The following is a 23,096-nucleotide window of genomic DNA, read 5'->3' on the forward strand; positions in this document are numbered from 1 at the left end:
CCGAAGAGACCTCATGATTCCGTTCAATCGCCCGTTCATGACTGGCAAGGAACTCCCGATGATCAGCCAGGCGCATGCCAATGGCCACCTTTCGGGAGACGGTCCGTTTACGAAGAAGTGCCACCAGTGGTTGCGAGAACGCACAGGCGCTGCGAGTGCCCTGCTCACCCACTCGTGCACTGCAGCACTGGAAATGGCCGCTCTTCTGCTGGACCTTGAACCCGGCGATGAAGTGATCATGCCCTCATTCACCTTCGTGTCGACGGCTAATGCCTTCGCACTGCGTGGTGCGGTGCCGGTATTCGTCGACATACGGAGCGACACTCTCAACATCGACGAAGCCCTGATCGAAGCGGCCATCACTTCACGCACGCGAGCAATCTGTGTGGTCCACTACGCCGGTGTCGCCTGTGAAATGGATACCATCGTCCAAATCGCTCAACGACACGGCGTAGCTGTTGTGGAAGATGCGGCCCAAGGAATCATGTCCAGTTACAAGGGGCGCGCATTGGGAACAATTGGCGAGCTCGGGGCGTTTAGTTTCCACGAGACCAAGAATGTCATTTCCGGCGAAGGCGGCGCTCTACTGTGCCGTGACACCGAGTTCGGCGAGCGTGCGGAAATCATCCGTGAGAAGGGCACAAACCGGAGTCGCTTCTTCCGCGGTCAAGTCGACAAATACACTTGGGTCGACGTTGGCTCCTCCTATCTTCCCGGGGAGATCATCGCAGCATTCTTGAATGCCCAACTGAATGAAGCAGAGGACATTACGTCTCGACGCCTCGCGATATGGGACCGCTATCATGCATGGGCAGCGCCACATGAGGCAGCGGGTGCGCTACGCCGCCCGATAGTTCCGGAAGAATGTGTTCACAACGCACACATGTACTACTTACTTCTTCCCAGTCTGGAAGCACGTACGAAATTCATTTTCAGCATGAAGGAAAGCGGAGTGCAGACGGTATTTCACTACATACCCCTGCATTCTTCGCCTGCGGGAGAGCAGCTCGGCCGCACGTCTGGCAATCTTGATGTTACGGACGACATCAGCAACAGACTGGTCCGTCTTCCGCTGTGGCTGGGTCTTGAGGAGCAACTCGACCTTGTAACTGAGGCGGCGGAGCAAGCAATGCAGGTCACTCAGTGATCCATCCTCCTTCTCTTCCCAGCAGCGCAAGCGGCCTGCTTCTCCAAAGAAGCTTCTGGCTGCTCTTTCTCACCGCCCTTGTGGGCAACCTGCTAAGCAAAGGCGCGACACTACTTCCGGGAATGGCGCCCGACGACTACGCCTTTGCCTTCCAAGGTGATGCTGCGGGAAACCTGGAGAACTTCGTCTCTCAGGGAAGGGTGGTGCTGTCCCTGCTTACCCAAAGCGTGGACGTAACTGGGCTTTCGCTTACCAGCATCTCATTCTTCACGTCATTGCTTGCATTCAGCTCGATCTCACTGGCAATTGCAGCGGCCGTTTCGCTAACCCGTGTGAGTGAGCGCAACAATTTTGTCCATTACGTCGCAGCCGTTTTCGCAGCAACCCATCCTTACCTGACCTCGTACTTCCTGTTCCGCATGAGTGCGATCACACATGCGTTCGTCTATTTGTCCCTGTTCTTTGCCCTGCTCATTCTGACAACCCAGTTGAAGACAGGCATAAAATTCGCGCTGAGTTTGCTTGTCTTGGTCGTATGTAGCCACGCCAACCAAGCGATTCTAATCCTGTATGCCATCGCGGCCGGGGCATGGGCCGTCACCATGATGTGCGAGGTCAAGCAGCGGAAAGGCGAATGGCCCCAGGCTCTGTACGGCGTCGTATTTGTTCTAGCCACGCTGCTCCTAAGCACCACCGTTTATCTTATAACCAGCAGCATCCTACGAAGCATCCTGGGCGTAGGCGCATCGGAAACCTATACACCCCATCTTCAAGGCGGAGTCGCCAACACACTCCACTCCGGACTAAGTTTGGCTTACGGGATACTGCTTCGAGGCGAGCCGATCATGGCCTTGTGGCTCAAGATTCTTTTGGGCATTGGGTTGCTGTCGATGTTCTTGTTCTGCTTAGTCCGCGACTGGTTCAGAGCACTCTCGGCAGCGCTTTTTCTAGGGGCCGGCCTGCTGGCCACAGTAAGCCCGCTTGCTCTTTCCTGGGGGGGGCATGTTCCCCGCACCTTTTCGCCGGCGGGCCTCTGTTTTGCCCTCTTCATCAGTATGGTTTGGGCAGGAATTCGCCTTCCGTTTGGCAGGTTGATATTGGCTTCATTGATTCCACTTGTGTTCGCCTTCTGCGCCATCGGGTCAACCCTGTTCTATCAGCAGTTACTTGTAACACAATGGGATCAACGGACCGCTACCGCAATCTACACGCGCGCATTGGAGTTTGACGGCATTCCGCGCCTACAGATTGCGGCAGGATGGCCCGCCCACACCAGAACCCAATCGATGACAGGCGAAGGCATCAATGAATCCGCCTTCCTCTATGATTGGTCACTGCCCGGACTGTTTGCCGTGTCGACGGGGGAAAAATTGGATATCCGTGGAACAAAAAAAGAGATGTGCAACGGGATCGCCGCATGGCCGTCGCGAGCATCGGTGTCAAAGCAAGCAGACGGCAGTATCCTCGTCTGCATGATTCAATAGTCACAGCAATCTTGGACTTTCACCGTTCAGTGCAATCTGCAATCCTAGAATTTGCAGAACTTTCCAGGTATATATAAAGATGAATATCCTTGTAACTGGCGGCCTTGGTTTTATTGGCTCCCATACTTGCGTCGATCTACTAGCGCGCGGGAATGAGGTAACCATCCTCGACAACCTGGACAATAGCCAGAAAGGAACGCTGGAGGCGATCAAAACGATCACAGGAAAACCACCTGTATTCATCGAGGGCGATGTACGCGACGGATCCACTCTTCGTACTGTCCTGCAGGATCACCAGATCGACGCGGTAATCCATTTCGCCGCGCTCAAGTCAGTCGGCGAATCTTGGAAGCGCCCGCTTGATTATTTCGACAACAACATCTCGGGAACAATTACTCTCCTGCAGGCGATGGAGGGCACTGGTGTACGAAACTTTGTCTTCAGCTCTTCTGCAACGGTTTATGGTGACCCGGACTTCTGCCCGATACCAGAATCAGCAGCGACCCGAACGACCAATCCGTACGGCCGAACCAAACTCATCTGCGAACAGTTGCTAGCTGATAAGGCGGCTTCTGATCCGAAATTCCGGGTAGCCACGCTTCGTTACTTCAATCCCGTAGGCGCACATCCATCCGGTCTCATAGGCGAAGCTCCGACTGGAACGCCCAATAACCTGATGCCGTATGTTTCCCAGGTTGCCTTCGGGCAGCGCGAGTACCTTCAAGTATTCGGCGACGACTACGAAACACATGACGGCACCGGCGTGCGTGATTACATCCATGTCATGGATCTGGCGGCAGCCCATGTGCGCGCGCTGGACTACATCACGGAAATGAATCAGAGTCTTACAGTCAATCTTGGTACAGGCAAGGGATACAGCGTCTTGGACGTCGTTGCCGCGTTTGAACGCGCAAGCGGCCGAAGCGTACCGTTCCGTGTCGTGGCGCGGCGGCCTGGAGATGCAGCCAGTTGCTTTGCCGACCCATCCCTCGCCCACGGTCTTTTGGGCTGGACCGCGGAGCGGAGCTTGGACCAGATGTGTGTTGATGCATGGCGCTGGCAGGTTCACAACGACCGGGGTCCAGCCTGATTTGCGGGAGCGTTCCAATGAAACCTGAGGTCTCGGCAGTCATCACATTCCACAGGGAAGGTCTGCTGGCGCACAAGTCCTTGCTGTCATTGCTTCGTTGCAAGCTTGCCGCAGCGGAGCACGGCATTTCGGTGGAAGTCGTCGCCACCCTTGACCACGCCGACGCTGAAACGGCACGCGTGATCACCTGGCATCACCATGCCGGCTTGATCGATAAAGTACTAGAGCTGGAGTGCGGTGATCTGGGGGTTTCGCGGAACAAGGCAATTGAATCTGTAGCTGGCCACTGGGTTCTGATATGTGATGGTGATGACTATCTTTCCGCGGACTTTGTCATCCGCTGCTTGGAAACCGCAGCAGGAAATGAGAACTCCATTATTCACCCCGAGTTGATTGTTACTTTCGATGCTGAGCAGGGCATTTGGTGGCAAACAGGAAGTGACGCCTACGGCTTTGACTCCGACTGCATGCTGGTAACCAACCCTTGGAATGCATGCAGCTTCGCTGCCAGGAGTATTTATCTCCAGACCCCATATACCCTCTCCCGCCCAGGCGAATCAGGATTCGGCTTCGAAGACTGGCATTGGAACTGCCAGACACTCTCGCTAGGCCACCCCCACCTGATCGCGGAACGGACCGTGCATTATGTACGCAAGAAGAAGGTCGGCTCATTGAACCAAGCGCACGCCAGCAACCGCGCGTTGATCGCCCCCACCCAGTTGTTCGCCCCCCGTCCATGATTTCACGATCCTTTGCCCGTCGGGCCTATCACCTGCTGGACCGGCAGCTACTCTCACGGCTACCCGATCACATCCAGCGCAAGCTGATCTCGCAACTCCTGAGCCTGGGCAAGCGTATCCATCCATCGGCGAAATGGCCAGTCTCGGCAGACCACGTACTGGATCGCAGGAGCCTACGCGAACCCGTGGCAGCGCTTCGGACGCTGCCCCAGTGGGCAGTTGAAGACATGGAGAATCTCTCACTGCAGGTAGATCCACTGCTATCGCCCGGCGAATTCCTAGGCTCGCACCCGCAGGCGCGCTACGCACCCACCCATTGGACACAGGCGGGCAAGGCCTATCAGCGAATCCTGGATCTGATTGGAAGCCGACGTTTCGACACCATTCTATTCGTACCATGGCTGAAGCGTGGCGGGGCGGATCTGGCTGCGCTGTACCATGCCAGACTCTGCAGTGGTGAGCTGGGGCATCGAACATTGGTCCTTGCCACTGAAGATGGAGACTCCCCTTGGGCAGATCGCCTGCCGAGAGCTTCACTGTACATTGATGCGGGGAAAGAATTTCGCGGACTAAGCACTGCAATGCAAGAGCGGGAAATCGTTCTTGCACGATTGATTCTTCAGCTGGCACCATCCCGGATCCATATCATCAACTCCCATTCCGCATGGAGAATGCTGGAGCGATTTGGACTAGCTATTCGCCAAAGAACCCGTATCTTCGTTTCACTCTACTGCGACGAGTTGGCAGAGAGCGGCCGCGCACAGGGCCTTGCACAGCAGCACCTCCCGACCACTTCACAATGGCTGGACGCAGTCATCACTGACAACAGCGCCTCGCCTGAAAGCTGGTGTCAGCAGCTTGGTATTCGCCGTGACCTTTTTCGGGTTGTGCACTTCCCCGCTCCGTCGATGGACAATGCGCCAAGCTTCACGCTGCAGCCAGGCAAGCGCGTCCTGTGGGCAAGCCGTCTTGAGCGGCAGAAGCGACCTGATCTTCTGGTTGACATCGCTACCATGCTCAAGGATGTCCACTGGGACGTTCATGGAACCGCACTATCGGCGGACGATCCGCATCTGGCTGCGCTCACCCGACTGGACAACGTAACCCTGCACGGTCCATTTGACCGCTTTCAAGATATCGTTTTGCCGCAGCATCGGGCTTACGTCTATACGACTGCCTGGGACGGCCTTCCCAACGTTCTGCTGGAGGCCGCAGCCGCAGGCCTCCCGATCGTAGCGCCCGATGTTGGCGGCATCAGAGATCTTGTACCCGCGCAATCGCTGCTGGGCACTCGCGCTACTGCACTGGATTACGTGAAGGACATTGAGCAGTTGTCGGATAACCAAGTCCGCCAGCAACGTCTTTGCATGCAAAACCTGCAGGTCGCAACATTCACTTGGGAGGCGTTCGCGCGGGATATGTGCAGAATCGAGGGTTACGCGAACGCCTGATACCAAGTGCGACTAAGCCACCATCAACGCCGGCGCAAGCTCCTCAGCCAACTCCCTAAGCGAGATTTCATGCTCTGGGGAACCGGCATTCGCATCCCTGCAAGACGTAGGATTTCGAACAGACCCACGTTGCCCGCCGCATCAAATCGCCGCGTTCTAGCGAATCGATTGACTACCCGAAGCGGCGACGTCCAGCGCCACGAGCGGCTTGCCATCATTTCCTTTAGCAAGTTGGTGGCCGCTTGGGCCCGCTCCATATGATAGACGCGTGCATCATGCTCGGATTCAGCCTGCTTTCGGTATCGCCCGGCGTCGAAGCCCACCTCGGTCAGCCGCTCATTGCAGGCCAACAACCGATCCTCGATTTCGAACCGTCGCTCCTGCCAGTAATCCCGGACGGCACCCAGAGAGCCGACACGCGCTCCCGCCGACAGAGCGTCGTCAAACAGTAGTTTAAGCCGATCAGTGGCTTCTGCTGCGGCAACATTGGCCTCATGCAATTGCAGATCCAAGGACTCGCAGCGTTCATTGGTGCTCTGCAATTGCAGGGACAGCTCATCGCGCTCCCGCTCCACTTTCCGAAGCGTTAGGCTTACTTGGTCGAATCTGGTTTCCACCTCTTCGAGCCGCTCAAACATGGCCTGCTTCTCAGTAGCCAGCGACGTCCGACTCTCAGACAATGTTCCTCTCTCTTCCAGCAGCTGACTGACCGTCCTCCAACTATCGCCAAGCCGCGTTTCAAGGCGGGGTTCTCCTTTGAAATGGAATACTCTCCCTTCACCGGAAGCTGGATCCCACGTTACGCTATTCTGAGCGCGACCCGCAGCGTCAACCACGGCATCTAGTTTGGCATGCCATTGAACACGCGCGTCGAGATTCTCTCCATGGTCGACGCATGGCAGAGTTTCCAAGAACGATTCGAAGTCACCCTCCACTCCCAATGAACGGCGCTTCTGGTCATAGTAGCTATTGCTGCCACGCAACCAGCAGGGAATACCATTGAGCTGCAACCACATGGTGACGTGGTAAGAGCAGGAGTAGCCAAATTCACCCTGAAGTACACGCGGCGACCATTTCCCGGGAGGAGCCAGAATTGCCTCGACCAGCAATGCCGTCTGCACACTTGCGAACGGGAAAGCCCGCTCAAGCCGCTTGACGGTCTCAAGCGAATCAACCACTTCTTCACGGCCGTCCTGGAATGCTTGGAAGAGAACCGCCTGCTCCGACGAGCCCACTCGCTGCGTCACAAGCGAAAGGTGTCGGGTCATTTCCAGCAGCGCAGTGTCATTGCCGGTGTATCCGGAGGAGTTCAGATGTAGGAATGCGCCAGCACCTCGACGTATCTGAAACAGTCTGGACAGCGACAGAAGTTGCTCAACCGCATCGTCGAAGGAGAACTCGGCAGTAGCGCCATGCTCCTGAACGTTGCGCAGCGAGTCACGATCACGCACACCGACCAAAGCGGGCTTGTATTTGGCGATGTGCTCGACGACTCGACCTGAATAGCCAGCGGCCACCTGCTGCCCGGAAATAACGTAGATGGCACTGGGAAGCTTCTGAAGCAGGCTTTCGGCAATATCCAGGGAGAAGTCCCCCCACATTTCATTGAGGAAGCCCCCACCGTAGAGATGAAGCATTGCAACATTGTTGACGACAAGCACCTGCTGAAGGCCCAAGCGGGTCAAATCGTCAGCCCGGAGAGGTTGAGAGGCGACAAACATCAACGCATTGACTCTGTAGATCTTCCTGAGTGCGTCGACCGCGACAAACCTGGAGATCGCCTCCAACGCGAAGATCGAAACCAGCTCCAAAGCCGAGGTTTCCCGCAGGCGAGACAGAGCTCCAACGTGCTGGAGCACATCACCGAAATTGCCGTAGCCAAAGTCGCTGCCAAGCATCAGCGCCTTGGAGCGACCAGAACGCAGAACATCAATACTCTCTGCGTCAGCGTAGAAGTACATTATTGACATCAAGAAGCCTTGCTGGAGTTCAAACGAGCGAGTTCAAGGACCTCGGCTACTCTTTCAGAGAATTGAGCTGGCCCATGCTGGGTCAGAACCAGTTCACGCGCCCGAAGCCCCGCATGAAGCGTGGCACTCCAATCGCCATATATATCCTTCACAGCATCGACGTATGCGACGACAAGCGATTCCTCATCAGCTCCGCTCACCAATTTGCCAGTGACGCCATTGATGACAGCCTCACGAATCCCACCAACATCCGGTGCGATCACAGGCAATCCAGCGCCCAGCATTTCGAGCAGGATGTTCGGAAGACCATCAAAGTCACTTGTATAGATGAATGCATCGTACTTTTCGAGAGGCAAATCCGACACGACTGAGAACCCCCCTCGATAGCGAACATTCTTGCCACCGTTGAAAATCATCTTTGCGTCCACGCCCGGATCTGCCGAACCATACGCATCAATTTCCACCTCGATACCTGCATCGCTCAGGGCACTCGCAATTTGAGCCAACCGCTCCGGCCGCTTCTGCGGGTCTACCCGTGAAGCCCAAAGGAGGCGCTTGGTGGGGATACGCTGCGACTCAACCGCTCGCGGCGTGTCGCATTCCGCATAGACCACCTCGTAACTGGGAAGCGGCCCAAGGAAACGCTGATCTTCGGACAGGGTTGCCTGACAGTCTGTCACGACTTTCCAGAATCCTCGAAGGTGCTTTCTCATCACCTCGATTCCCCAAGGCCCGCGCCGCACCTTCCGGCCCCAACTATACGTTCCGTCGCAGAACCGGTAGTACACAATGCGGAAGCTGGCGCTCATGACCGGGGCGAAGGAATCCAGAAGGCGGTGGGCAAAACCCGACGATTTCACATGTAGACGGGCGCGAACGGAGGAAACCGCCAACAATGCGCGGATGAGCAATGCATCGCGGTCGCCCGCATCAAGCGAGGGGAAGGCATTGCAAATGTCGATGAACACGCTTCCGGAAGGGAGGCGTGCCACCCACTCATGCCGAGGTACGGATTCGCCCGCTACAACCAGGAAACGCGAATCGGGCTCCTGCGCTGAAATCTCGTCCAAAATCTGCAGAATGTACTTCTCCCCCCCTCCTGGCCGCAGCCAAGGCAACAGCACGATGTCAGTGAAGGGCCCATCTCCAATCATTCGATAAAGGCTCTCCAGCTGCATTCCCCAATGCGCCGGGTTCCAAGGCATGGGGCTGTAGCTGCCCGCTGTCTCGACCCTGTACGGCTCGATTTCCGGCTCCAGTTCGACGGCGTCATTCAGGTATCCCATCATCTTCGGCGATGAGGTGAACAACTGCGTGTTGTCCGCCAAGAATATTTTCTGGCGCTCTCGGCAGAGCCTGGCCCAGTCCCCCGCGCGCGAACGCTGCATGTCGCCCAAGAAAGTCCTGCGATCAAACAATGGGCCGTGAGGAATCAGGCGCGAGGAAGCAGCGTCAGCCTGTCTCAGCAGACTGCCATTGCGCTGGCGGTAGAAGATGACTGTCTCCGGCGCGACAACCATATCGTAGCCATCTGCACGCAGATTGCAGTTGAAATCCCAATCTTCGTAGGCGAATCCCGATGCGACGCGCAAGTCGCCGTAACGAAGTCTGTCAAAGGCAGCCCTTGGCACAAAGATTCGAGAAATGTAGGGATGCTGAAACGCAAAATCCCCCGCAGTGAGGTACCTTGAATCGAAGTAGCGAACATTGTGGTAGCGGTCACCGAATGCGCAGAGGTATTCGATGAAGACGACCACCTTGGGGTTGGGGTGTCTCCGGGCGGTCTGCAGCAGGGCAACGATCGAGTTGGATGACACGATGTCATCGGAATCGGAGGTCCAGATGTATTCGCCGGTCGCACGCTCGATTCCCGCATTTCGAGCTAGGCCAAGTGAGCCTACATCCACTTCCAACGTCTCGATGCGATCAAACCCTCCCATAGGCTGCGCATTAAACGCGTCCCGGGTAGCATCATCCGTGCGGTCAAATACCGCAATGAGCTCCACGGAGATACCTGCAGCCTGGGCCTCGCGAGCGCACGCGTCAAGCGAGAGCAACGTTGGTGTCAGAAGAAGTGCTTCCCGGTGCAAGTTCAAAACTACGCTGACTTCCATACGATTCACTTGCATTCCACCTTGAATGGCATTCTGAACTTGAACCACATGGGTTCATCTTTGTCTGTCCGCACATCAAAGACCGCGGCCAGTTCGTCGGCATATATGACGACGTTATCGCTTCGGTCCCAATGGCTGACCTGATTGATGCGAATGGCAATGGAGTAGGATTGCCCTCCTCTCAGCAAATTCGCCCCTCTGAATCTGACCTGCAACAGCTGCCCCGCATATACCTCTACTCCCTTACGGAAGCTGTTGAAGATACTCTCGCCCGTCAATTCCTGGCCGAACTGGTCCTTGATGAGGAATCCGATGCTGACGTTCTTCAATGCCTTGTAGAACTTGACATCGATGGCCAATGTAAGCTGGTCGCGCTGTTCAATCTGGTCTGTTGGTTGTCCGTCCGTATTCAGGAGCTGGACTGCCTGAACGTTGAGCACAGTGCGGGCTGTGACCTCCTCGGCGTCGATCATGTCATCCCCCGCCTGGTCGGCCGGCCCAGACGTAGTAGGGGTGGCCATTGCTACGCTGCCAGGCTCGTCATGGATCCCCCCCTGGCTCGCTTCCAAGATGAGTCGGTTGTGCTCGACGAACACATCATTCATGTAGGCATTGGTCACCTCGGTGACATTTCCCTGCATCTTGAGGGTGCCACCATCGATCCAGATGGCGTAATCACAAAGTGCCCGCACTGCGTCGATGGAGTGACTGACGAAGAGCACGGTGCAACCGCTTTCCATGAGCTTGCGCATTCGCGCCATGCTCTTGTGCTGGAACCACGCGTCACCAACGCTGAGCGTCTCATCAACAATGAGGATGTCTGGATCGACATGGATGGCTACAGAAAACGCCAGTCGCGCGAACATGCCGCTCGAATAAGTCTTGACCGGCTGGCTGACATGATCGCCGATGTCGGCAAAGCTGATGATCTTGTCCAGCTTACCGTCAACTTCCTTGCGAGTCAGGCCCAGCAGCTGGGCGTTCATGTAGATGTTTTCGATACCCGTGAACTCGGGATTGAACCCCGAGCCGAGCTCCAGCAGAGCCGAGACGCGACCAGCGACCCTAGCCTCGCCGGACGTCGCCGCCAAGGTACCGCAGATGATCTGCAGCAGCGTCGATTTGCCCGCGCCGTTCTTGCCAAGGATGCCGTACACCTGCCCCTTGGGAATCTTGAACGACACATCACGAAGGGCCCAGAACTCTCGATAGAAACGCCGCTCGTCATTTCCCAGCAGCATCTGCATCAACCGGTCGCGGGGCTTGTCGTAAATCTGGTAGCACTTGCTGAGGCTCTCAACCTCAATGGCGTTTTCAGATGACATCGGCAAAACCCTTTCTGGTCTTCTGGAACCATGCAAAGCCCAGTACTGCGACCACAATGGAAACACCCAGCATCTTCAGCCACATGCCCCAATGCATGCCGCCGTGCCAGATGAGGAGCTCGCGGGACTGTTCAATGAAGTAAGTGATCGGGCTGATGTACAGATAGGGCCGGAACTCCTCCGGCATCGCGACTGCCGGGAAGAACACGGGCGACATGAACATGAGCGCGGTCGTGACGACCACGATCACCTGGCCGACGTCACGCAGATAGACCCCCAGCGACGCAAGAAACCATGACACACCAACGCACAGGATCAGCAGCGGCACCATCACGATCGGCAGCCAAAGCGCCTGGATCGATGGGATACCAAACAGGATCAGGTAGAACAGCACCCAGACCACCATGCTGATGGCAAAGTGGAACAGCGCCGCACCCAACGACACCACCGGGAGAATCTCCAGGGGGAAGATCACCTTTTTCACGTAGTTCGCATTGGACAGGATGAGCGACGGCGCCCGATTGATGCATTCAGAGAACAGCCCGAAGATCATCATGCCCACGAACAGAACCACCGCGAACTCAGTTTTGGAGCCAGACCCCCCAGCCCAACGCGCACGAAACACAACGCTGAAGACAAAGGTGTACACAACCAGCATGAGCACAGGGGTAAAGAACGACCACAAGAGCCCCATGACCGATCCACGATAGCGCCCGATCACTTCCCGCTTCACCATCTCCAGGATCAGCGTTCGATAGTGGAAGATGGAGCGCAGCGCCGTGATCGGCGCCATGCTCATCGCTTGATTAGAGTTGAACATGCTTGGACTTCCTGGGTTCATGCCTTGCCTGCCCCTTTTGGTGGACAGGTCGATAGAGCGCTGGGCCGCGACCTCGGTCAGCCGCCCAGCGCCCGTTCCAGATCCACCTGCAGATCCCCCAGATCCTCCACGCCCACGCTCAGCCTTACCAGCGCATCACTGATGCCCAGCTGTTCGCGGCGTGCCACGGGAATCGAAGCGTGCGTCATCACCGCCGGGTGGTTGACCAGGCTTTCCACGCCACCCAGCGACTCGGCCAGGGTGAACAGCTCGGTCTTCTCGCAGAAGCGCTTGGCCGCCTCGAAACCGCCCTTGAGGACGATCGAGACGATGCCGCCGTAGCCGCCCATCTGGCGGGTCGCCAGCTCATGCTGCGGGTGCGACGGCAGGCCCGGGTAGATCACCTTTTCCACCGCCGGATGCTTTTCCAGCCACTGGGCCAGGGCCAGCGCGTTGGCGCAGTGCGCCTTCATGCGCAGCGGCAGGGTCTTCAGGCCACGCAGGGCCAGGAAGCTGTCGAACGGGCCCTGCACGCCCCCCACCGAGTTCTGCAGGAAGGCCATCTGCTCGGCCAGTTCGGCGTTGTCGCCGACCACGACCATGCCACCGACCATGTCCGAGTGGCCATTGAGGTACTTGGTGGCCGAGTGCAGCACCAGGTCCGCGCCCAGCTCCAGCGGGCGCTGCAGCATCGGCGAAGCGAAGGTGTTGTCGACCACCACGATCAGGCCGTGGCGCTTGGCGATGGCGGCCACCGCAGCGATGTCCACGATCTTCAGCATCGGGTTGGTCGGGGTCTCGATCCAGACCATCTTCGTCTTCGACGTGATGGAGGCTTCAAACGCCGCCAGATCGGTCAAGTCGACGAAGCTGAAGTCCAGCCCGGCGGTGCGGCGACGCACGCGCTCGAACAGGCGGAAGCTGCCGCCGTAGATGTCGTCCATCGCCACCACGTGGCTGCCGGCGTCCAGCAGCTCGATCACGGTCGAGCTGGCCGCCATGCCCGAAGCGAAGGCGAAGCCACGGGTACCGCCTTCCAGCGACGCCACGCACCGCTCATAGGCGAAGCGGGTCGGGTTGTGGGTACGCGAGTACTCGAAGCCCTGGTGCTCGCCCGGGCTGGACTGGGCATAGGTCGAGGTGGCGTAGATCGGTGGCATCACCGCGCCGGTGCTGGGATCGGGCGACTGACCGCCGTGGATGGCCAGCGTGGCCAGGGCCAGGGCGCGATCCTGGGAAGTAGCGTTGGACATGTTCTTTCCTGAGGGGCGCCGACACGCGGCGCCATCGAAGGTGCGGAAGTCTACCAGCGCGGCCTTAACGACCTTTGACGCGGATAAACCGGGATTCAGCAGCGAACGTCTGCGATCAGCGGCTTACTGCACGCGACGGCGCAGATAGTTCAGCAGGTCGATACGGGTGATCAGGCCCAGGAAAGTGTCGCCGTCCATCACGATCGCCACCTGGCCGCGGTCGAACACCGGCAACAGCGCCTCGATCGGCGACTTCACGTCCAGCCGGTCCAGCTTGCTGACCATCGCGGTGGCGACGGTGTCGCGGAAACGTGCCTCATCGCCATACACATGCAGCAGCACGTCGCTTTCGTCGACGATGCCGACCAGCTGGTCGCCGTCCATCACCGGCAGCTGCGAGACGTCGTACAGCTTCATGCGCTGGTAGGCGGTGGTCAGCAGGTCGTTCGGTCCGATCACGACAGTGTCGCGCTGGCCGTACGGGCGCAGGATCAGGTCGCGCAGGTCGCCGTGCTGCGGGCGCTGCAGGAAGCCGTTGTCCAGCATCCAGTAGTCGTTGTACATCTTCGACAGGTACTTGTTGCCGGTGTCGCAGACCAGTACCAGCACCCTCTTCGGCGTGGTCTGCTCCTTGCAGTACTTCAGTGCCGCCGCCAGCAGGGTGCCAGTGGACGAGCCGCCCAGGATGCCTTCCTTGCCCAGCAGCTCGCGCGCGGTGTGGAAGCTCTCCGCATCGGTGATGGCATAGGCCTTCTTCACCCGACTGAAATCGGAAATCGACGGCAGGAAGTCCTCGCCGATGCCCTCCACCAGCCAGCTGCCCGACTTGTCGTTCAGATTGCCGTCGTTGATGTACTCGGCCAGGATCGAGCCAACCGGGTCGGCCAGCACCAGCTCGGTCTTCGGCGACAGTTTGGCGAAGGCGCGCGACAGGCCGGTCATGGTGCCGGAGCTGCCACAGCCGAATACGATGGCATCGAGGTCGCCGCCCATCTGCTCCAGGATCTCCGGGCCGGTACCGAATTCATGCGCGGCCGGATTGTCCGGGTTGCCGAACTGGTTGATGAAGTACGCGCCCGGGGTCTGCTCGGCGATGGTCTTGGCCAGATCCTGGTAGTACTCGGGGTGGCCCTTGGCCACGTCCGAGCGGGTCAGACGCACTTCAGCGCCCATCGCCTTCAGGTTGAAGATCTTTTCCCGGCTCATCTTGTCGGGAACGACCAGGATCAGCTTATAGCCCTTCTGCTGAGCCACCAGGGCCAGGCCCAGGCCGGTGTTGCCTGCGGTGCCCTCGACCAGGGTCGCGCCGGGCTTCAGGTCGCCGCGCTTCTCCGCCGCTTCGATCATCGACAGGCCGATGCGATCCTTGATCGATCCGCCCGGGTTGGCGCTCTCCAGCTTCAGGTAGAGCTCGCAGACGCCGGTGTCCAGGCGCTGGGCCTTGACGATCGGGGTCTGGCCGATGAGTTCGAGGACGGAAGAATGGATGGGCATTCGGAGGACTTTCGGTTCGCGCCACGCAGGGCCGGACCGATGATTATCCGACGGATGGCGATGAAAGTCAGGTCGCTGCGGCAGCGGCGTGCCCGCCGTAAAAAAGAGATGCGGACGGCCCCGGATCGACGAGGAGACCGGTACCGCCCGCACCGGTGAGTTGTGCCTGCAGGCCAAGGCACCACCGCTTGTGGTGCCTTGGCGCGGCCGCCTCATCGGCGGTGCCGCGATGCCGGGGCAGAAGCGCCCGGCGGGCCATCGATGGCCGGGTCACGCCGTTCCGGGCGTGACGGGGTGCTTCAAAGCGTGGGGGACGTCGTTGGGAGCGGTGTTTCGTACATTCGCAGAAGTCGTTGCTTGGCCAGCAGCTTCTCGCGCTTCATGCGACCCAGGGTGACATCATCGATCGGGAGTACACCCAACTCCGCGTCCATGCACTTCTTGTTCAACTTGCGGTGCTGGTCATGGAGTGCCCTGAACTCCGGATCACGCGCGCGACGGGCGTCGATCTCGCTCTGGGGCTGATCTTCAAACATGATGGACCTCCTTCGACAGATACACGAACGCCCCGGCCGCAAGGCACGGGGCGTTGTTCATGGAGGAGCGCCGGTCGATGGCCACCTGGACGCCTGCAACGACCTGCGGCACTGGCCTGCGCACGTCGATTCGCTGCGGTTCGCGCCCAGTTTGCATCGGCCCGGCCCTCCCATCGTCCGGTCCGCGGCATTGCGTCCCGGACGATTGACCCTACGCCTGCTCAAGGCGGGGAACAAGACCCCTGCGGCAAAAAGACCGAACCCCGCCGGGGCGGGGTTCAGGCTGAATGCTCATCGCAACGAAAAACAAACAATATCAAGCAATTACGGGGCGATGATGACCTCGGCCGAACGCGCCTGGGTGGAGGCCGCCTTCTTGCCAGCGAGCTGGATCCGGTTGCTGGCGACACCGGCCGCGACCAGGGCATCGCGCAGCGCTTCGGCACGCTTCTGGCCCACGCCGTTCGCGTTGTCGTAGGCCTCGATGCGCAGGCGGCCCTTCTTGCCGATGTTCAGGTATTCGGCCAGTGCCTTGGCCTGGTTGCGGGCCCCGCCGGACAGGCTGGAGGCGCCGGCGGTGAACGCGTCACCACGGAAGGTGAAGACTTCGCCGCGACCATCGAACTTCGAGGCCGGCAGTTTCTGACCGGACACCAGCTCGGCTTCCTCGCGGGCCAGCTTGGCGGCGTTCTGCTGGGCAGCGCTGAGGCGCTGCTGCTGCTTGCCGGCCACGCTGGTCAGGGCGTTCTCGGCGTCCTGGCGGGCCAGGGTTTCGGCCTCGGCGGCCTGGCGCAGGCGCTCGGCCTCCTCCGCCTGCATCTGCGCCTGCATGCGCAGCTGCTCGGCTTCCTGGCGGGCGCGGGCGGCGTCGCGGCGGCTGGCCTCGATCAGCAGGTCGCTGCGGGTCCGCTCCAGGCGGTCGACCTCGCGCGCGGCCAGTGCGGTACGCACGGCGGTCTCGGCAATCTCCACCCGGCGCTCAGCCAGGTAGGTGGCCAGCTCCTGGTCGCGGCGCTTGGCCTTGTCCAGGGTGGCGATGGCCTGCTGGGCCTGCATGCGCTCGAAGGCGCCCAGCTCAGCGGTGTCGGGATTGGCCTGGATGGCCATCAGGCGCTGGCTCAGCTGCGCCACCATCGGGTTGTCGGCGGCCACGGCCAGGGGCGGCAGCGCCAGCAGCGCGGCCAGGGTTGCGGCAGTCATCGGCTTCACCGGCGGTCCTCCCCGGTCGACAGCTGGCGTTGCAGCTGGTTGACCTCGTTGCGGCGCAGCTGCAGCTGGGCAGTCACGGTGGCTTCCTCGCTGCGGACGCGGGCCAGGTCGGCATCGGCGGCGGCGCGCAGGGCGATCGCCGGGGCGTTCTTGCGCTCGCGGCGGTCGCCGGCAGCACGCTGGGCCTGCTCCAGCCCCTGCCGGGCCAGCCCGATCAGGTCCGGGGCGTACTGGTCGGCGTCGGCCTGGGTGGCCTTGTCGACCGCCTGCCGGGCCTGGGCCAGTTCCAGTGCGCCGTCCTGCGCCCAGGCGGGGGCAGACAGTGCGAATGCAAACGCCATCACATACAGGCCATGGCGCATTCGTGCGAAGCTAAGTCGTTTCATTGGGGAGGCCGTACCGGTTGTCGGTTCACGGCCATTGTCGTCAAGCCGACACCGTGCTGGCAACGGGCGTCGGCCGTTTCGTTGGGGAAAATTCGCAATGGATATCGGCTACTTCCTGAAGCTGATGACCGAAAAGAACGCTTCGGACATGTTCCTGACCACCGGAGCACCGGTCTACATCAAGATCGAGGGGAAGCTTTATCCGCTGGGCAACACCGGCCTGCCGCCGGGCATGGTAAAGAAGATCGCCTACTCGCTGATGGACGAAGGCCAGGTGCCGCAGTTCGAGCGCGAGCTGGAGCTCAACATGGCCATCGCCCTGCCCGATGCCGGGCGCTTCCGCGTCAACGTGTTCAAGCAGCGGGGCGAGGTCGGCATGGTCATCCGCGCCATCCGCAGCCGCATCCCGAGCATCGAGGAGCTGAACCTGCCGCAGGTGCTGAAGGACGTCATCATGACCCCGCGCGGGCTGGTGCTGGTGGTGGGGTCCACCGGTTCCGGCAAGTCCACCTCGCTGGCGTCGATGATCGACCACCGCAACAGCACCACCACCGGTCACATCCTCACCATCGAGGACCCGATCGAGTACCTGCACAAGCACAAGATGTCGATCGTCAACCAGCGCGAGGTCGGGCTGGACACCCATGCCTTCCACAACGCGCTGAAGAACGCGATGCGTGAAGCGCCGGACGTGATCCTGATCGGCGAGATCCTGGACGCGGAAACGATGGAGGCCGCCATCGCTTTCGCCGAGACCGGCCACCTGTGCCTGGCCACCCTGCACTCCAACAACGCCGACCAGACCATTGAGCGCATCCTCAACTTCTTCCCGGAAAGCGCGCACAAGAACGTGCTGATGAACCTGGCGCTGAACCTGCGTGCGGTGATCAGCCAGCGCCTGGTGAAGAACAAGGAAGGCCGTCGCCTGCCGGCCACCGAAGTGCTGATCAACACGCCGATGATCCGCGACCTGCTGCGTCGTGGCCAGGTGCACGAGATCAAGGCAGCAATGGAAGGCTCGCTGGAAGAAGGCATGGAGAGCTTCGACCAGTGCCTGTTCCGGCTGGCCAAGGCCGGCATCATCGAGCAGGAGGAAGCACTGCGCGCGGCCGACTCGCGCGATGGCCTGGCCCTGAAGTTCCGCCTGTCCGAAGGCAGCAGTGGCGAGCACGACCCGTACGCCGATTTCTCGGCGGGCGCGCCGAGCATCACCCACGGGTTCTGACCTGGAAAAGGGGACGGAGGGGATTAAGTCGTTTATGGCACAAACGACTTAATCCCCTCCGTCCCCTTTTTCTGAAGGGTTCAGGGGCGGTCTCATCCAATGAGACCGCCGATCCGTAGGTTTCCGCAATGGAAACCATCCGCAAGCTTGCCATCCTGGCTGACGCCGCCAAATACGATGCCTCCTGCGCCTCCAGCGGCTCGGGCAAGCGCGACTCACGCGCCAGCGGCGGCATCGGCAGCACCGAAGGCATGGGCATCTGCCACAGCTATACGCCGGATGGCCGTTGCGTTTCGTTGCTGAAGATCCTGCTGACCAACTTCTGCGTCTACGACTGCGCGTACTGCGTGAATCGCGTGTCCAGCAATGTGCCCCGCGCGCGCTTCAGCGTGGACGAGGTGGTCGCGCTGACGCTGGACTTCTACAAGCGCAACTACATCGAGGGCCTGTTCCTTTCCAGCGGCATCATCCGCAATGCGGACTACACCATGGAGCAGATGGTGGAAGTAGCGCGGCAACTGCGCGAGGAACACCGCTACGCCGGTTACATCCACCTCAAGACCATTCCCGAAGCGTCGCCGGAACTGCTGGCCAGTGCCGGGCGCTACGCCGACCGGCTGTCGATCAACGTGGAGCTGCCCACCGAAGCCGGGCTGAGCGCGCTGGCACCGGAGAAGACCGTACAGTCGATCCGCGGTGCGATGGGCGAGCTGCGCTGGCGCATCGAGGAAGCCAAGGAAGCGCGCAAGGCGCCAGCGGTGGTCGCGCCGGTGTCCACCCGCAGCGCGCGTCCGCGCCCTCCCCGCTTCGCACCGGCCGGGCAGAGCACGCAGATGATCGTCGGCGCGGACGGCGCCAACGACCAGCAGATCCTGGCAAGCGCCGACAGCCTGTACGGCAACTACCGCATGCGCCGGGTGTACTACTCCGCCTTCAGCCCGATTCCGGATGCCAGCCGCCAGCTGCCGCTGCAGCCGCCGCCCCTGCAGCGCGAGCACCGCCTGTACCAGGCCGACTGGCTGCTGCGCTTCTACGGCTATGGCGTGGATGAAATCACCGATACCACCCAGGCCGGCATGCTCGATCTGGACATCGACCCGAAGATGGCCTGGGCGATCCGCCACCCAGAACGCTTCCCCGTGGATCTCAACCGCGCGCCGAAGGAAATGCTGCTGCGCGTACCCGGGCTGGGCGTGCGCAATGTGAAGCGGGTGCTGATGGCGCGCCGCCACGGTCGCCTGCGAGTTGCCGATGTGGCACGCCTGAAGGCGCCGATGAGCAAACTGCTGCCATTCGTGCTGCTGGCCGACCACCACCCGCGCAGGGCGCTGGACGATCCGGCGGCGCTGCGCGCCCAATTGGCCCCACCGCCCCGTCAGGGATCGCTGTTCGATGCCCCACCGTCAGCCTGACGCACAGCGCTGGTCGCTGCGGGTGGACCCGCCGTGGTCGCTGGAGGCCTGGCGCAACGGTGCCCGCGAAGCCCTGTTGCGCGGCATCGCACCGGACCAGCTCGACTGGCTGGAGGGCAGCGACGCATCACTGCTGGATGCGCCGGCGGTCAGCTCCGCGCCCGTGCTGGCCGATGCCGGCGTGCCGAACGTACCGCGCGACTTCCTTGAACTGGCGGCCACCTGCCTGTGCCACCGCGATATGCAGCGCATGGCCCTGTTGTACCGGCTGCTGTGGCGCATCACCCATGGCGAGCGCTCGGTGCTGTCGAATCCCGCCGATGCCGACGTGCTGCGCGCAACCGTGCTCGCCCAGGCCGTTCGCCGCGATACCCACAAGATGAAGGCGTTCGTGCGCTTCCGCGAGGTGCCCGGCCAGCCCGAGGCGTTCATCGCGTGGTTCGAGCCACAGCACCACATCGTCGATCGGGTGGCGCCGTTTTTCGCGCGCCGCTTCACCGGCATGCACTGGGCCATCCTGACGCCGTCACGCAGCGTGGCATGGGATGGACAAGCGCTGGCCTTCGGCCCCGGCGCACGGCGCGAGGACGCCCCGGCAGAGGATGCACGGGAGGCGCTGTGGCAGACCTATTACGCCAGCATCTTCAATCCGGCGCGGCTCAATACCCGGATGATGATGCAGGAGATGCCGGCCAAGTACTGGCGCCACCTGCCCGAGGCGCAGCTGCTGCCGCGCCTGGTGCGCGATGCGGGCGATCGCGTGCAGGAAATGCATGACCGGCCCGCGCAGGCACCGCAACGGAAGATACCTGCGCGGGCGCTGGCGCCAATGCCCGCCGCCGACGCCAAGGGATTGCAGACACTGCGCCAACAGGCGCTGGCCTGCCGCCAGTGCCCGCTGTGGGAAGCGGCCACGCAGGGGGTGTTCGGTGAAGGCCCGGCCGATGCCCCGATCATGGTGGTCGGCGAGCAGCCGGGCGACGTCGAGGATCTGCGCGGCCAGCCATTCGCCGGCCCGGCCGGCCAGCTGCTGGATCGTGCCCTGGCCGAGCTGGGAATCGATCGCGCCACGCTGTACCTGACCAATGCGGTGAAGCACTTCCACCATGAGCGCCGCGGCAAGATCCGGCTGCACAAGCGTCCGGAAAGCCGCCACATCCAGGCCTGCCGGCCATGGCTGATGGGCGAGATCGCGCGGGTGCGGCCGCAGGTCATCGTCTGCCTCGGCGCAACCGCGGCAGCCTCGGTATTTGGCCGTGATGTCAATCTGTCACGCGACCGTGGACGCTGGCACACGCTGGAGGACGGCACCCGCGGCTACGCCACCGTGCATCCAGCGTGGGTGCTGCGGCAGGGCGATGGCGCCCGCCGCGAACAGGCCTATGCGCTGTTCCGCGATGATCTCGCGCAACTGCTGCAAGAAGGGGACGGAGGGGATTAAGCCGTATATGCATTTACGACGTAATCCCCTCCGTCCCCTTTTTTGGGTTCAGGCGGCGTCGGGCTGGTTTTCCGGGCGGGCGCGGTCGAAGGCGTCCAGCGCCTGGCAGGCCGCTTCGATGCGGCGCAGGGTCGGGTACGGCGTCAGGTCCAGGCCGAAGCGGTGTGCGTTGTAGAGCTGCGGCAGCAGGCAGAGGTCGGCCAGGCCCGGACGATCGCCGTGGCAGAACGTGCCTGTGTCACCGCTGTTGGCCAGCAGCGTTTCCATGGCCTGGAAGCCTTCGGCCATCCAGTGCAGGGTCCACTGCGCGCGGGCGTCGGCCGGCAGCTGCAGGTCGCGCTCCAGGTACTGCATCACCCGCAGGTTGTTGATCGGATGGATATCGCAGGCCACCAGCTGGGCCAGCGCCCGCACCCGCGCGCGGCCGGCGGCGTCGGCCGGCAGCAGCGGTACCTGCGGGAAGCGCTCATCCAGGTATTCCACGATCGCCAGTGACTGGGTCAGCACTTGACCGTCATGCAGCAGCGTCGGCACCAGCTGCTGTGGATTGAGCGTGCGATAGGCGTCGAGGTGTTGTTCGCCGCCCTCGCGGACCAGGTGCACCGGCCGGGCCTCCCAGGCCAGGCCCTTCAGCTCCAGGCCGATGCGCACGCGGTAGGCGGCGCTGGATCGCCAGTAGGTGTACAGCACGATGCCGTCGTCGACCGGGCCGTCGTCAACCAGGATCTCCATCGCCGCCTCCATGCTCAGGGCTTGGCCGCCTGTTCGATGCGCTGCTCGATCGCGCCGAAGATGCTGTTGCCCGCGGCATCAAGCATCTCGATGCGGACCACGTCGCCGAAGGACATGAACGGTGTGCTCGGCTTGCCGTCGCGCAGAGTTTCCACCACGCGCTGCTCGGCGAAGCACGATGCACCCTTGCTGGTGTCTTCGTTGGCGATGGTGCCCGAGCCGACGATGGTGCCGGCGCCCAGCGGACGGGTCTTGGCCGCATGCGCGACCAGCTCGGCGAAGTTGAACTGCATGTCCACGCCCGCTTCCGGCGCACCGAACCACTTACCGTTGATGTGGGTCAGCAGCGGCAGGTGCACCTTGCTGTCCTGCCAGGCCGCACCCAGCTCATCCGGGGTGACGAACACCGGCGACAGCGCCGAACGCGGCTTGGACTGCAGGAAGCCGAAGCCTTTGGCCAGCTCGCCCGGGATCAGGTTGCGCAGCGAGACATCGTTGACCAGGCCGACCAGCTGGATATGGCCCGCCGCCTGCTCCGGGGTGGCGGCCATCGGCACGTCGTCGGTGATCACCACGATCTCCGCTTCCAGGTCGATGCCGTAGTCCTCGCTGACCACCTTGACCGCATCGCGCGGGCCGTGGAAGCCGGCACTGGTGGCCTGGTACATCAGCGGATCGGTGTAGAAGCTCTCCGGCACCTCGGCGCCACGGGCACGGCGCACGCGTTCGACGTGCGGCAGGTACGCGCTGCCATCGACGAACTCATAGGCGCGCGGCATCGGCGCGGCCAGTGCCTGCGGGTCAAGGTCGAACACGCCATCGGCGTCGCCGGCGTTGAGCGATTCATACAGGGCGTTCAGGCGCGGCGCGATGTGGCTCCAGTCTTCCAGGGCCTGCTGCAGGGTGGCGGCAATGCCGGTGGCGCGCACGCCGTGGCGCAGGTCGCGCGAGACGACGATCAGGGTGCCGTCGCGGCCGCCTTCCTTCAAAGAACCAAGCTTCATGGGTGGGTGTCCGGAGTCGTGGGCAAACAAGTTTCAAGTGTAATCAAATCTGCGGCGGCGCCAAGCTGCAGCGCGGCATCGGTCCACCCTACCGTAGTGGGGGGTCGGCAGGGCTTGCAGCCCTGCACCTGCGTCAAGCCAGGGCTACGTCAAATGCCAAAGCGGCTCTGGTTTCCTGTGAGTTGGGTGGGGCGGTGTGGGTCCGGCTGCAGGGGCGTGAGCCGCATGGATGCGGCGACCGAGCTTACATGGACGTACTTGCA

The 23,096-nt window shown here is 61.3% G+C and carries 19 protein-coding genes; 8 read left to right on the forward strand and 11 right to left on the reverse strand.

All coding sequences use genetic code 11. The features are described 5' to 3' along the window. Positions 1 to 13 precede the first annotated feature (13 nt). From rffA to ACTJJM_RS13785, 5 genes are all read left to right on the forward strand, one after another. A complete protein-coding gene (rffA, locus tag ACTJJM_RS13765) occupies positions 14 to 1,147 on the forward strand; it encodes a dTDP-4-amino-4,6-dideoxygalactose transaminase (protein WP_049455370.1) in 1,134 nt (377 codons plus the stop codon). Continuing rightward, the gene (locus ACTJJM_RS13770) at positions 1,144 to 2,631 is read left to right on the forward strand and encodes a glucosyltransferase domain-containing protein (RefSeq protein WP_152906429.1); all 1,488 of its coding nucleotides are present in this window, start codon (positions 1,144 to 1,146) and stop codon (positions 2,629 to 2,631) included. The genes rffA and ACTJJM_RS13770 overlap by 4 nt, the downstream gene beginning before the upstream one ends. Before the next feature lie 79 nt (positions 2,632 to 2,710). Beyond that, positions 2,711 to 3,721, forward strand: coding sequence for a UDP-glucose 4-epimerase GalE (galE, locus tag ACTJJM_RS13775; protein ID WP_049455372.1), 1,011 nt, complete (start codon positions 2,711 to 2,713; stop codon positions 3,719 to 3,721). Positions 3,722 to 3,738: 17 nt separating this feature from the next. After that, positions 3,739 to 4,461: a glycosyltransferase family 2 protein gene (locus ACTJJM_RS13780; RefSeq protein ID WP_049455373.1), complete on the forward strand. Its 723-nt coding sequence runs from the start codon at positions 3,739 to 3,741 to the stop codon at positions 4,459 to 4,461. Further along, positions 4,458 to 5,912 carry a glycosyltransferase family 4 protein gene (locus tag ACTJJM_RS13785; RefSeq protein ID WP_160314093.1) on the forward strand — a complete coding sequence of 485 codons (1,455 nt, stop codon included), beginning with the start codon at positions 4,458 to 4,460 and terminating at the stop codon, positions 5,910 to 5,912. The genes ACTJJM_RS13780 and ACTJJM_RS13785 overlap by 4 nt, the downstream gene beginning before the upstream one ends. Positions 5,913 to 5,935: 23 nt before the next feature. Here ACTJJM_RS13785 and ACTJJM_RS13790 read toward each other — a convergent pair whose 3' ends face one another. From ACTJJM_RS13790 to ACTJJM_RS13830, 9 genes are all read right to left on the reverse strand, one after another. Continuing rightward, positions 5,936 to 7,873, reverse strand: a complete 1,938-nt coding sequence (locus ACTJJM_RS13790; protein ID WP_152906431.1) for a hypothetical protein — start codon at positions 7,871 to 7,873, stop codon at positions 5,936 to 5,938. An 8-nt stretch (positions 7,874 to 7,881) separates the two neighbouring features. After that, on the reverse strand, positions 7,882 to 9,996 hold the full coding sequence (locus ACTJJM_RS13795) for a glycosyltransferase (protein ID WP_224329370.1): 2,115 nt from the start codon (positions 9,994 to 9,996) through the stop codon (positions 7,882 to 7,884). Positions 9,997 to 10,001: 5 nt separating this feature from the next. Beyond that, positions 10,002 to 11,321 (reverse strand): ABC transporter ATP-binding protein, encoded by a 1,320-nt coding sequence (locus ACTJJM_RS13800; protein ID WP_049455377.1) that lies wholly within the window; start codon positions 11,319 to 11,321, stop codon positions 10,002 to 10,004. Further along, positions 11,311 to 12,141, reverse strand: coding sequence for an ABC transporter permease (locus ACTJJM_RS13805; RefSeq protein WP_224328943.1), 831 nt, complete (start codon positions 12,139 to 12,141; stop codon positions 11,311 to 11,313). The genes ACTJJM_RS13800 and ACTJJM_RS13805 overlap by 11 nt, the downstream gene beginning before the upstream one ends. Positions 12,142 to 12,218: 77 nt before the next feature. Further along, complete coding sequence (locus tag ACTJJM_RS13810) at positions 12,219 to 13,394, reverse strand: cystathionine gamma-synthase (protein WP_414610426.1); 1,176 nt, start codon at positions 13,392 to 13,394, stop codon at positions 12,219 to 12,221. A gap of 123 nt (positions 13,395 to 13,517) precedes the next feature. After that, positions 13,518 to 14,888 (reverse strand): pyridoxal-phosphate dependent enzyme, encoded by a 1,371-nt coding sequence (locus ACTJJM_RS13815; protein WP_010480640.1) that lies wholly within the window; start codon positions 14,886 to 14,888, stop codon positions 13,518 to 13,520. A 299-nt stretch (positions 14,889 to 15,187) separates the two neighbouring features. Beyond that, positions 15,188 to 15,424 carry a YdcH family protein gene (locus ACTJJM_RS13820; RefSeq protein ID WP_005407964.1) on the reverse strand — a complete coding sequence of 79 codons (237 nt, stop codon included), beginning with the start codon at positions 15,422 to 15,424 and terminating at the stop codon, positions 15,188 to 15,190. A gap of 324 nt (positions 15,425 to 15,748) precedes the next feature. After that, positions 15,749 to 16,633, reverse strand: coding sequence for a hypothetical protein (locus tag ACTJJM_RS13825; protein WP_010480632.1), 885 nt, complete (start codon positions 16,631 to 16,633; stop codon positions 15,749 to 15,751). Further along, entirely contained in the window at positions 16,630 to 16,995 is a 366-nt protein-coding gene (locus ACTJJM_RS13830) for a DUF4398 domain-containing protein (RefSeq protein WP_010480631.1), read from the reverse strand. Before ACTJJM_RS13830 ends, ACTJJM_RS13825 begins: the two co-directional genes overlap by 4 nt. Positions 16,996 to 17,116: 121 nt before the next feature. On the opposite strand from ACTJJM_RS13830, the gene ACTJJM_RS13835 reads away from it, so the two are divergent. The 3 genes from ACTJJM_RS13835 (at position 17,117) to ACTJJM_RS13845 (ending at position 21,097) form a co-directional block, all read left to right on the forward strand. Next, a complete protein-coding gene (locus ACTJJM_RS13835) occupies positions 17,117 to 18,244 on the forward strand; it encodes a PilT/PilU family type 4a pilus ATPase (RefSeq protein ID WP_014645840.1) in 1,128 nt (375 codons plus the stop codon). A gap of 128 nt (positions 18,245 to 18,372) precedes the next feature. Then, positions 18,373 to 19,656, forward strand: a complete 1,284-nt coding sequence (locus ACTJJM_RS13840; RefSeq protein ID WP_126560922.1) for a putative DNA modification/repair radical SAM protein — start codon at positions 18,373 to 18,375, stop codon at positions 19,654 to 19,656. Further along, positions 19,637 to 21,097, forward strand: a complete 1,461-nt coding sequence (locus ACTJJM_RS13845) for a UdgX family uracil-DNA binding protein (RefSeq protein ID WP_423165721.1) — start codon at positions 19,637 to 19,639, stop codon at positions 21,095 to 21,097. Before ACTJJM_RS13840 ends, ACTJJM_RS13845 begins: the two co-directional genes overlap by 20 nt. A gap of 48 nt (positions 21,098 to 21,145) precedes the next feature. Here ACTJJM_RS13845 and maiA read toward each other — a convergent pair whose 3' ends face one another. Beyond that, positions 21,146 to 21,829: a maleylacetoacetate isomerase gene (gene maiA, locus ACTJJM_RS13850; protein ID WP_010480627.1), complete on the reverse strand. Its 684-nt coding sequence runs from the start codon at positions 21,827 to 21,829 to the stop codon at positions 21,146 to 21,148. 14 nt (positions 21,830 to 21,843) lie between these two features. Continuing rightward, complete coding sequence (locus ACTJJM_RS13855; RefSeq protein WP_043398812.1) at positions 21,844 to 22,833, reverse strand: fumarylacetoacetate hydrolase family protein; 990 nt, start codon at positions 22,831 to 22,833, stop codon at positions 21,844 to 21,846. Positions 22,834 to 23,096: the final 263 nt, after the last annotated feature.

It is taken from the genome of Stenotrophomonas sp. 22692 (assembly GCF_052045015.1).
GTDB lineage: Bacteria > Pseudomonadota > Gammaproteobacteria > Xanthomonadales > Xanthomonadaceae > Stenotrophomonas > Stenotrophomonas geniculata.

Bases quoted from the DNA above. Each gene is read 5' to 3' on its own strand.
- rffA (WP_049455370.1), top strand. From the start codon at position 14: ATGATTCCGTTCAATCGCCCGTTCATGACTGGCAAGGAACTCCCGATG.
- galE (WP_049455372.1), top strand. From the start codon at position 2,711: ATGAATATCCTTGTAACTGGCGGCCTTGGTTTTATTGGCTCCCATACT.
- ACTJJM_RS13780 (WP_049455373.1), top strand. From the start codon at position 3,739: ATGAAACCTGAGGTCTCGGCAGTCATCACATTCCACAGGGAAGGTCTG.
- ACTJJM_RS13785 (WP_160314093.1), top strand. From the start codon at position 4,458: ATGATTTCACGATCCTTTGCCCGTCGGGCCTATCACCTGCTGGACCGG.
- ACTJJM_RS13790 (WP_152906431.1), bottom strand. From the start codon at position 7,873: ATGTACTTCTACGCTGACGCAGAGAGTATTGATGTTCTGCGTTCTGGT.
- ACTJJM_RS13795 (WP_224329370.1), bottom strand. From the start codon at position 9,996: ATGGAAGTCAGCGTAGTTTTGAACTTGCACCGGGAAGCACTTCTTCTG.
- ACTJJM_RS13800 (WP_049455377.1), bottom strand. From the start codon at position 11,321: ATGTCATCTGAAAACGCCATTGAGGTTGAGAGCCTCAGCAAGTGCTAC.
- ACTJJM_RS13805 (WP_224328943.1), bottom strand. From the start codon at position 12,141: ATGTTCAACTCTAATCAAGCGATGAGCATGGCGCCGATCACGGCGCTG.
- ACTJJM_RS13810 (WP_414610426.1), bottom strand. From the start codon at position 13,394: ATGTCCAACGCTACTTCCCAGGATCGCGCCCTGGCCCTGGCCACGCTG.
- ACTJJM_RS13815 (WP_010480640.1), bottom strand. From the start codon at position 14,888: ATGCCCATCCATTCTTCCGTCCTCGAACTCATCGGCCAGACCCCGATC.
- ACTJJM_RS13820 (WP_005407964.1), bottom strand. From the start codon at position 15,424: ATGTTTGAAGATCAGCCCCAGAGCGAGATCGACGCCCGTCGCGCGCGT.
- ACTJJM_RS13830 (WP_010480631.1), bottom strand. From the start codon at position 16,995: ATGCGCCATGGCCTGTATGTGATGGCGTTTGCATTCGCACTGTCTGCC.
- ACTJJM_RS13835 (WP_014645840.1), top strand. From the start codon at position 17,117: ATGGATATCGGCTACTTCCTGAAGCTGATGACCGAAAAGAACGCTTCG.
- ACTJJM_RS13840 (WP_126560922.1), top strand. From the start codon at position 18,373: ATGGAAACCATCCGCAAGCTTGCCATCCTGGCTGACGCCGCCAAATAC.
- ACTJJM_RS13845 (WP_423165721.1), top strand. From the start codon at position 19,637: ATGCCCCACCGTCAGCCTGACGCACAGCGCTGGTCGCTGCGGGTGGAC.
- maiA (WP_010480627.1), bottom strand. From the start codon at position 21,829: ATGGAGATCCTGGTTGACGACGGCCCGGTCGACGACGGCATCGTGCTG.
- ACTJJM_RS13855 (WP_043398812.1), bottom strand. From the start codon at position 22,833: ATGAAGCTTGGTTCTTTGAAGGAAGGCGGCCGCGACGGCACCCTGATC.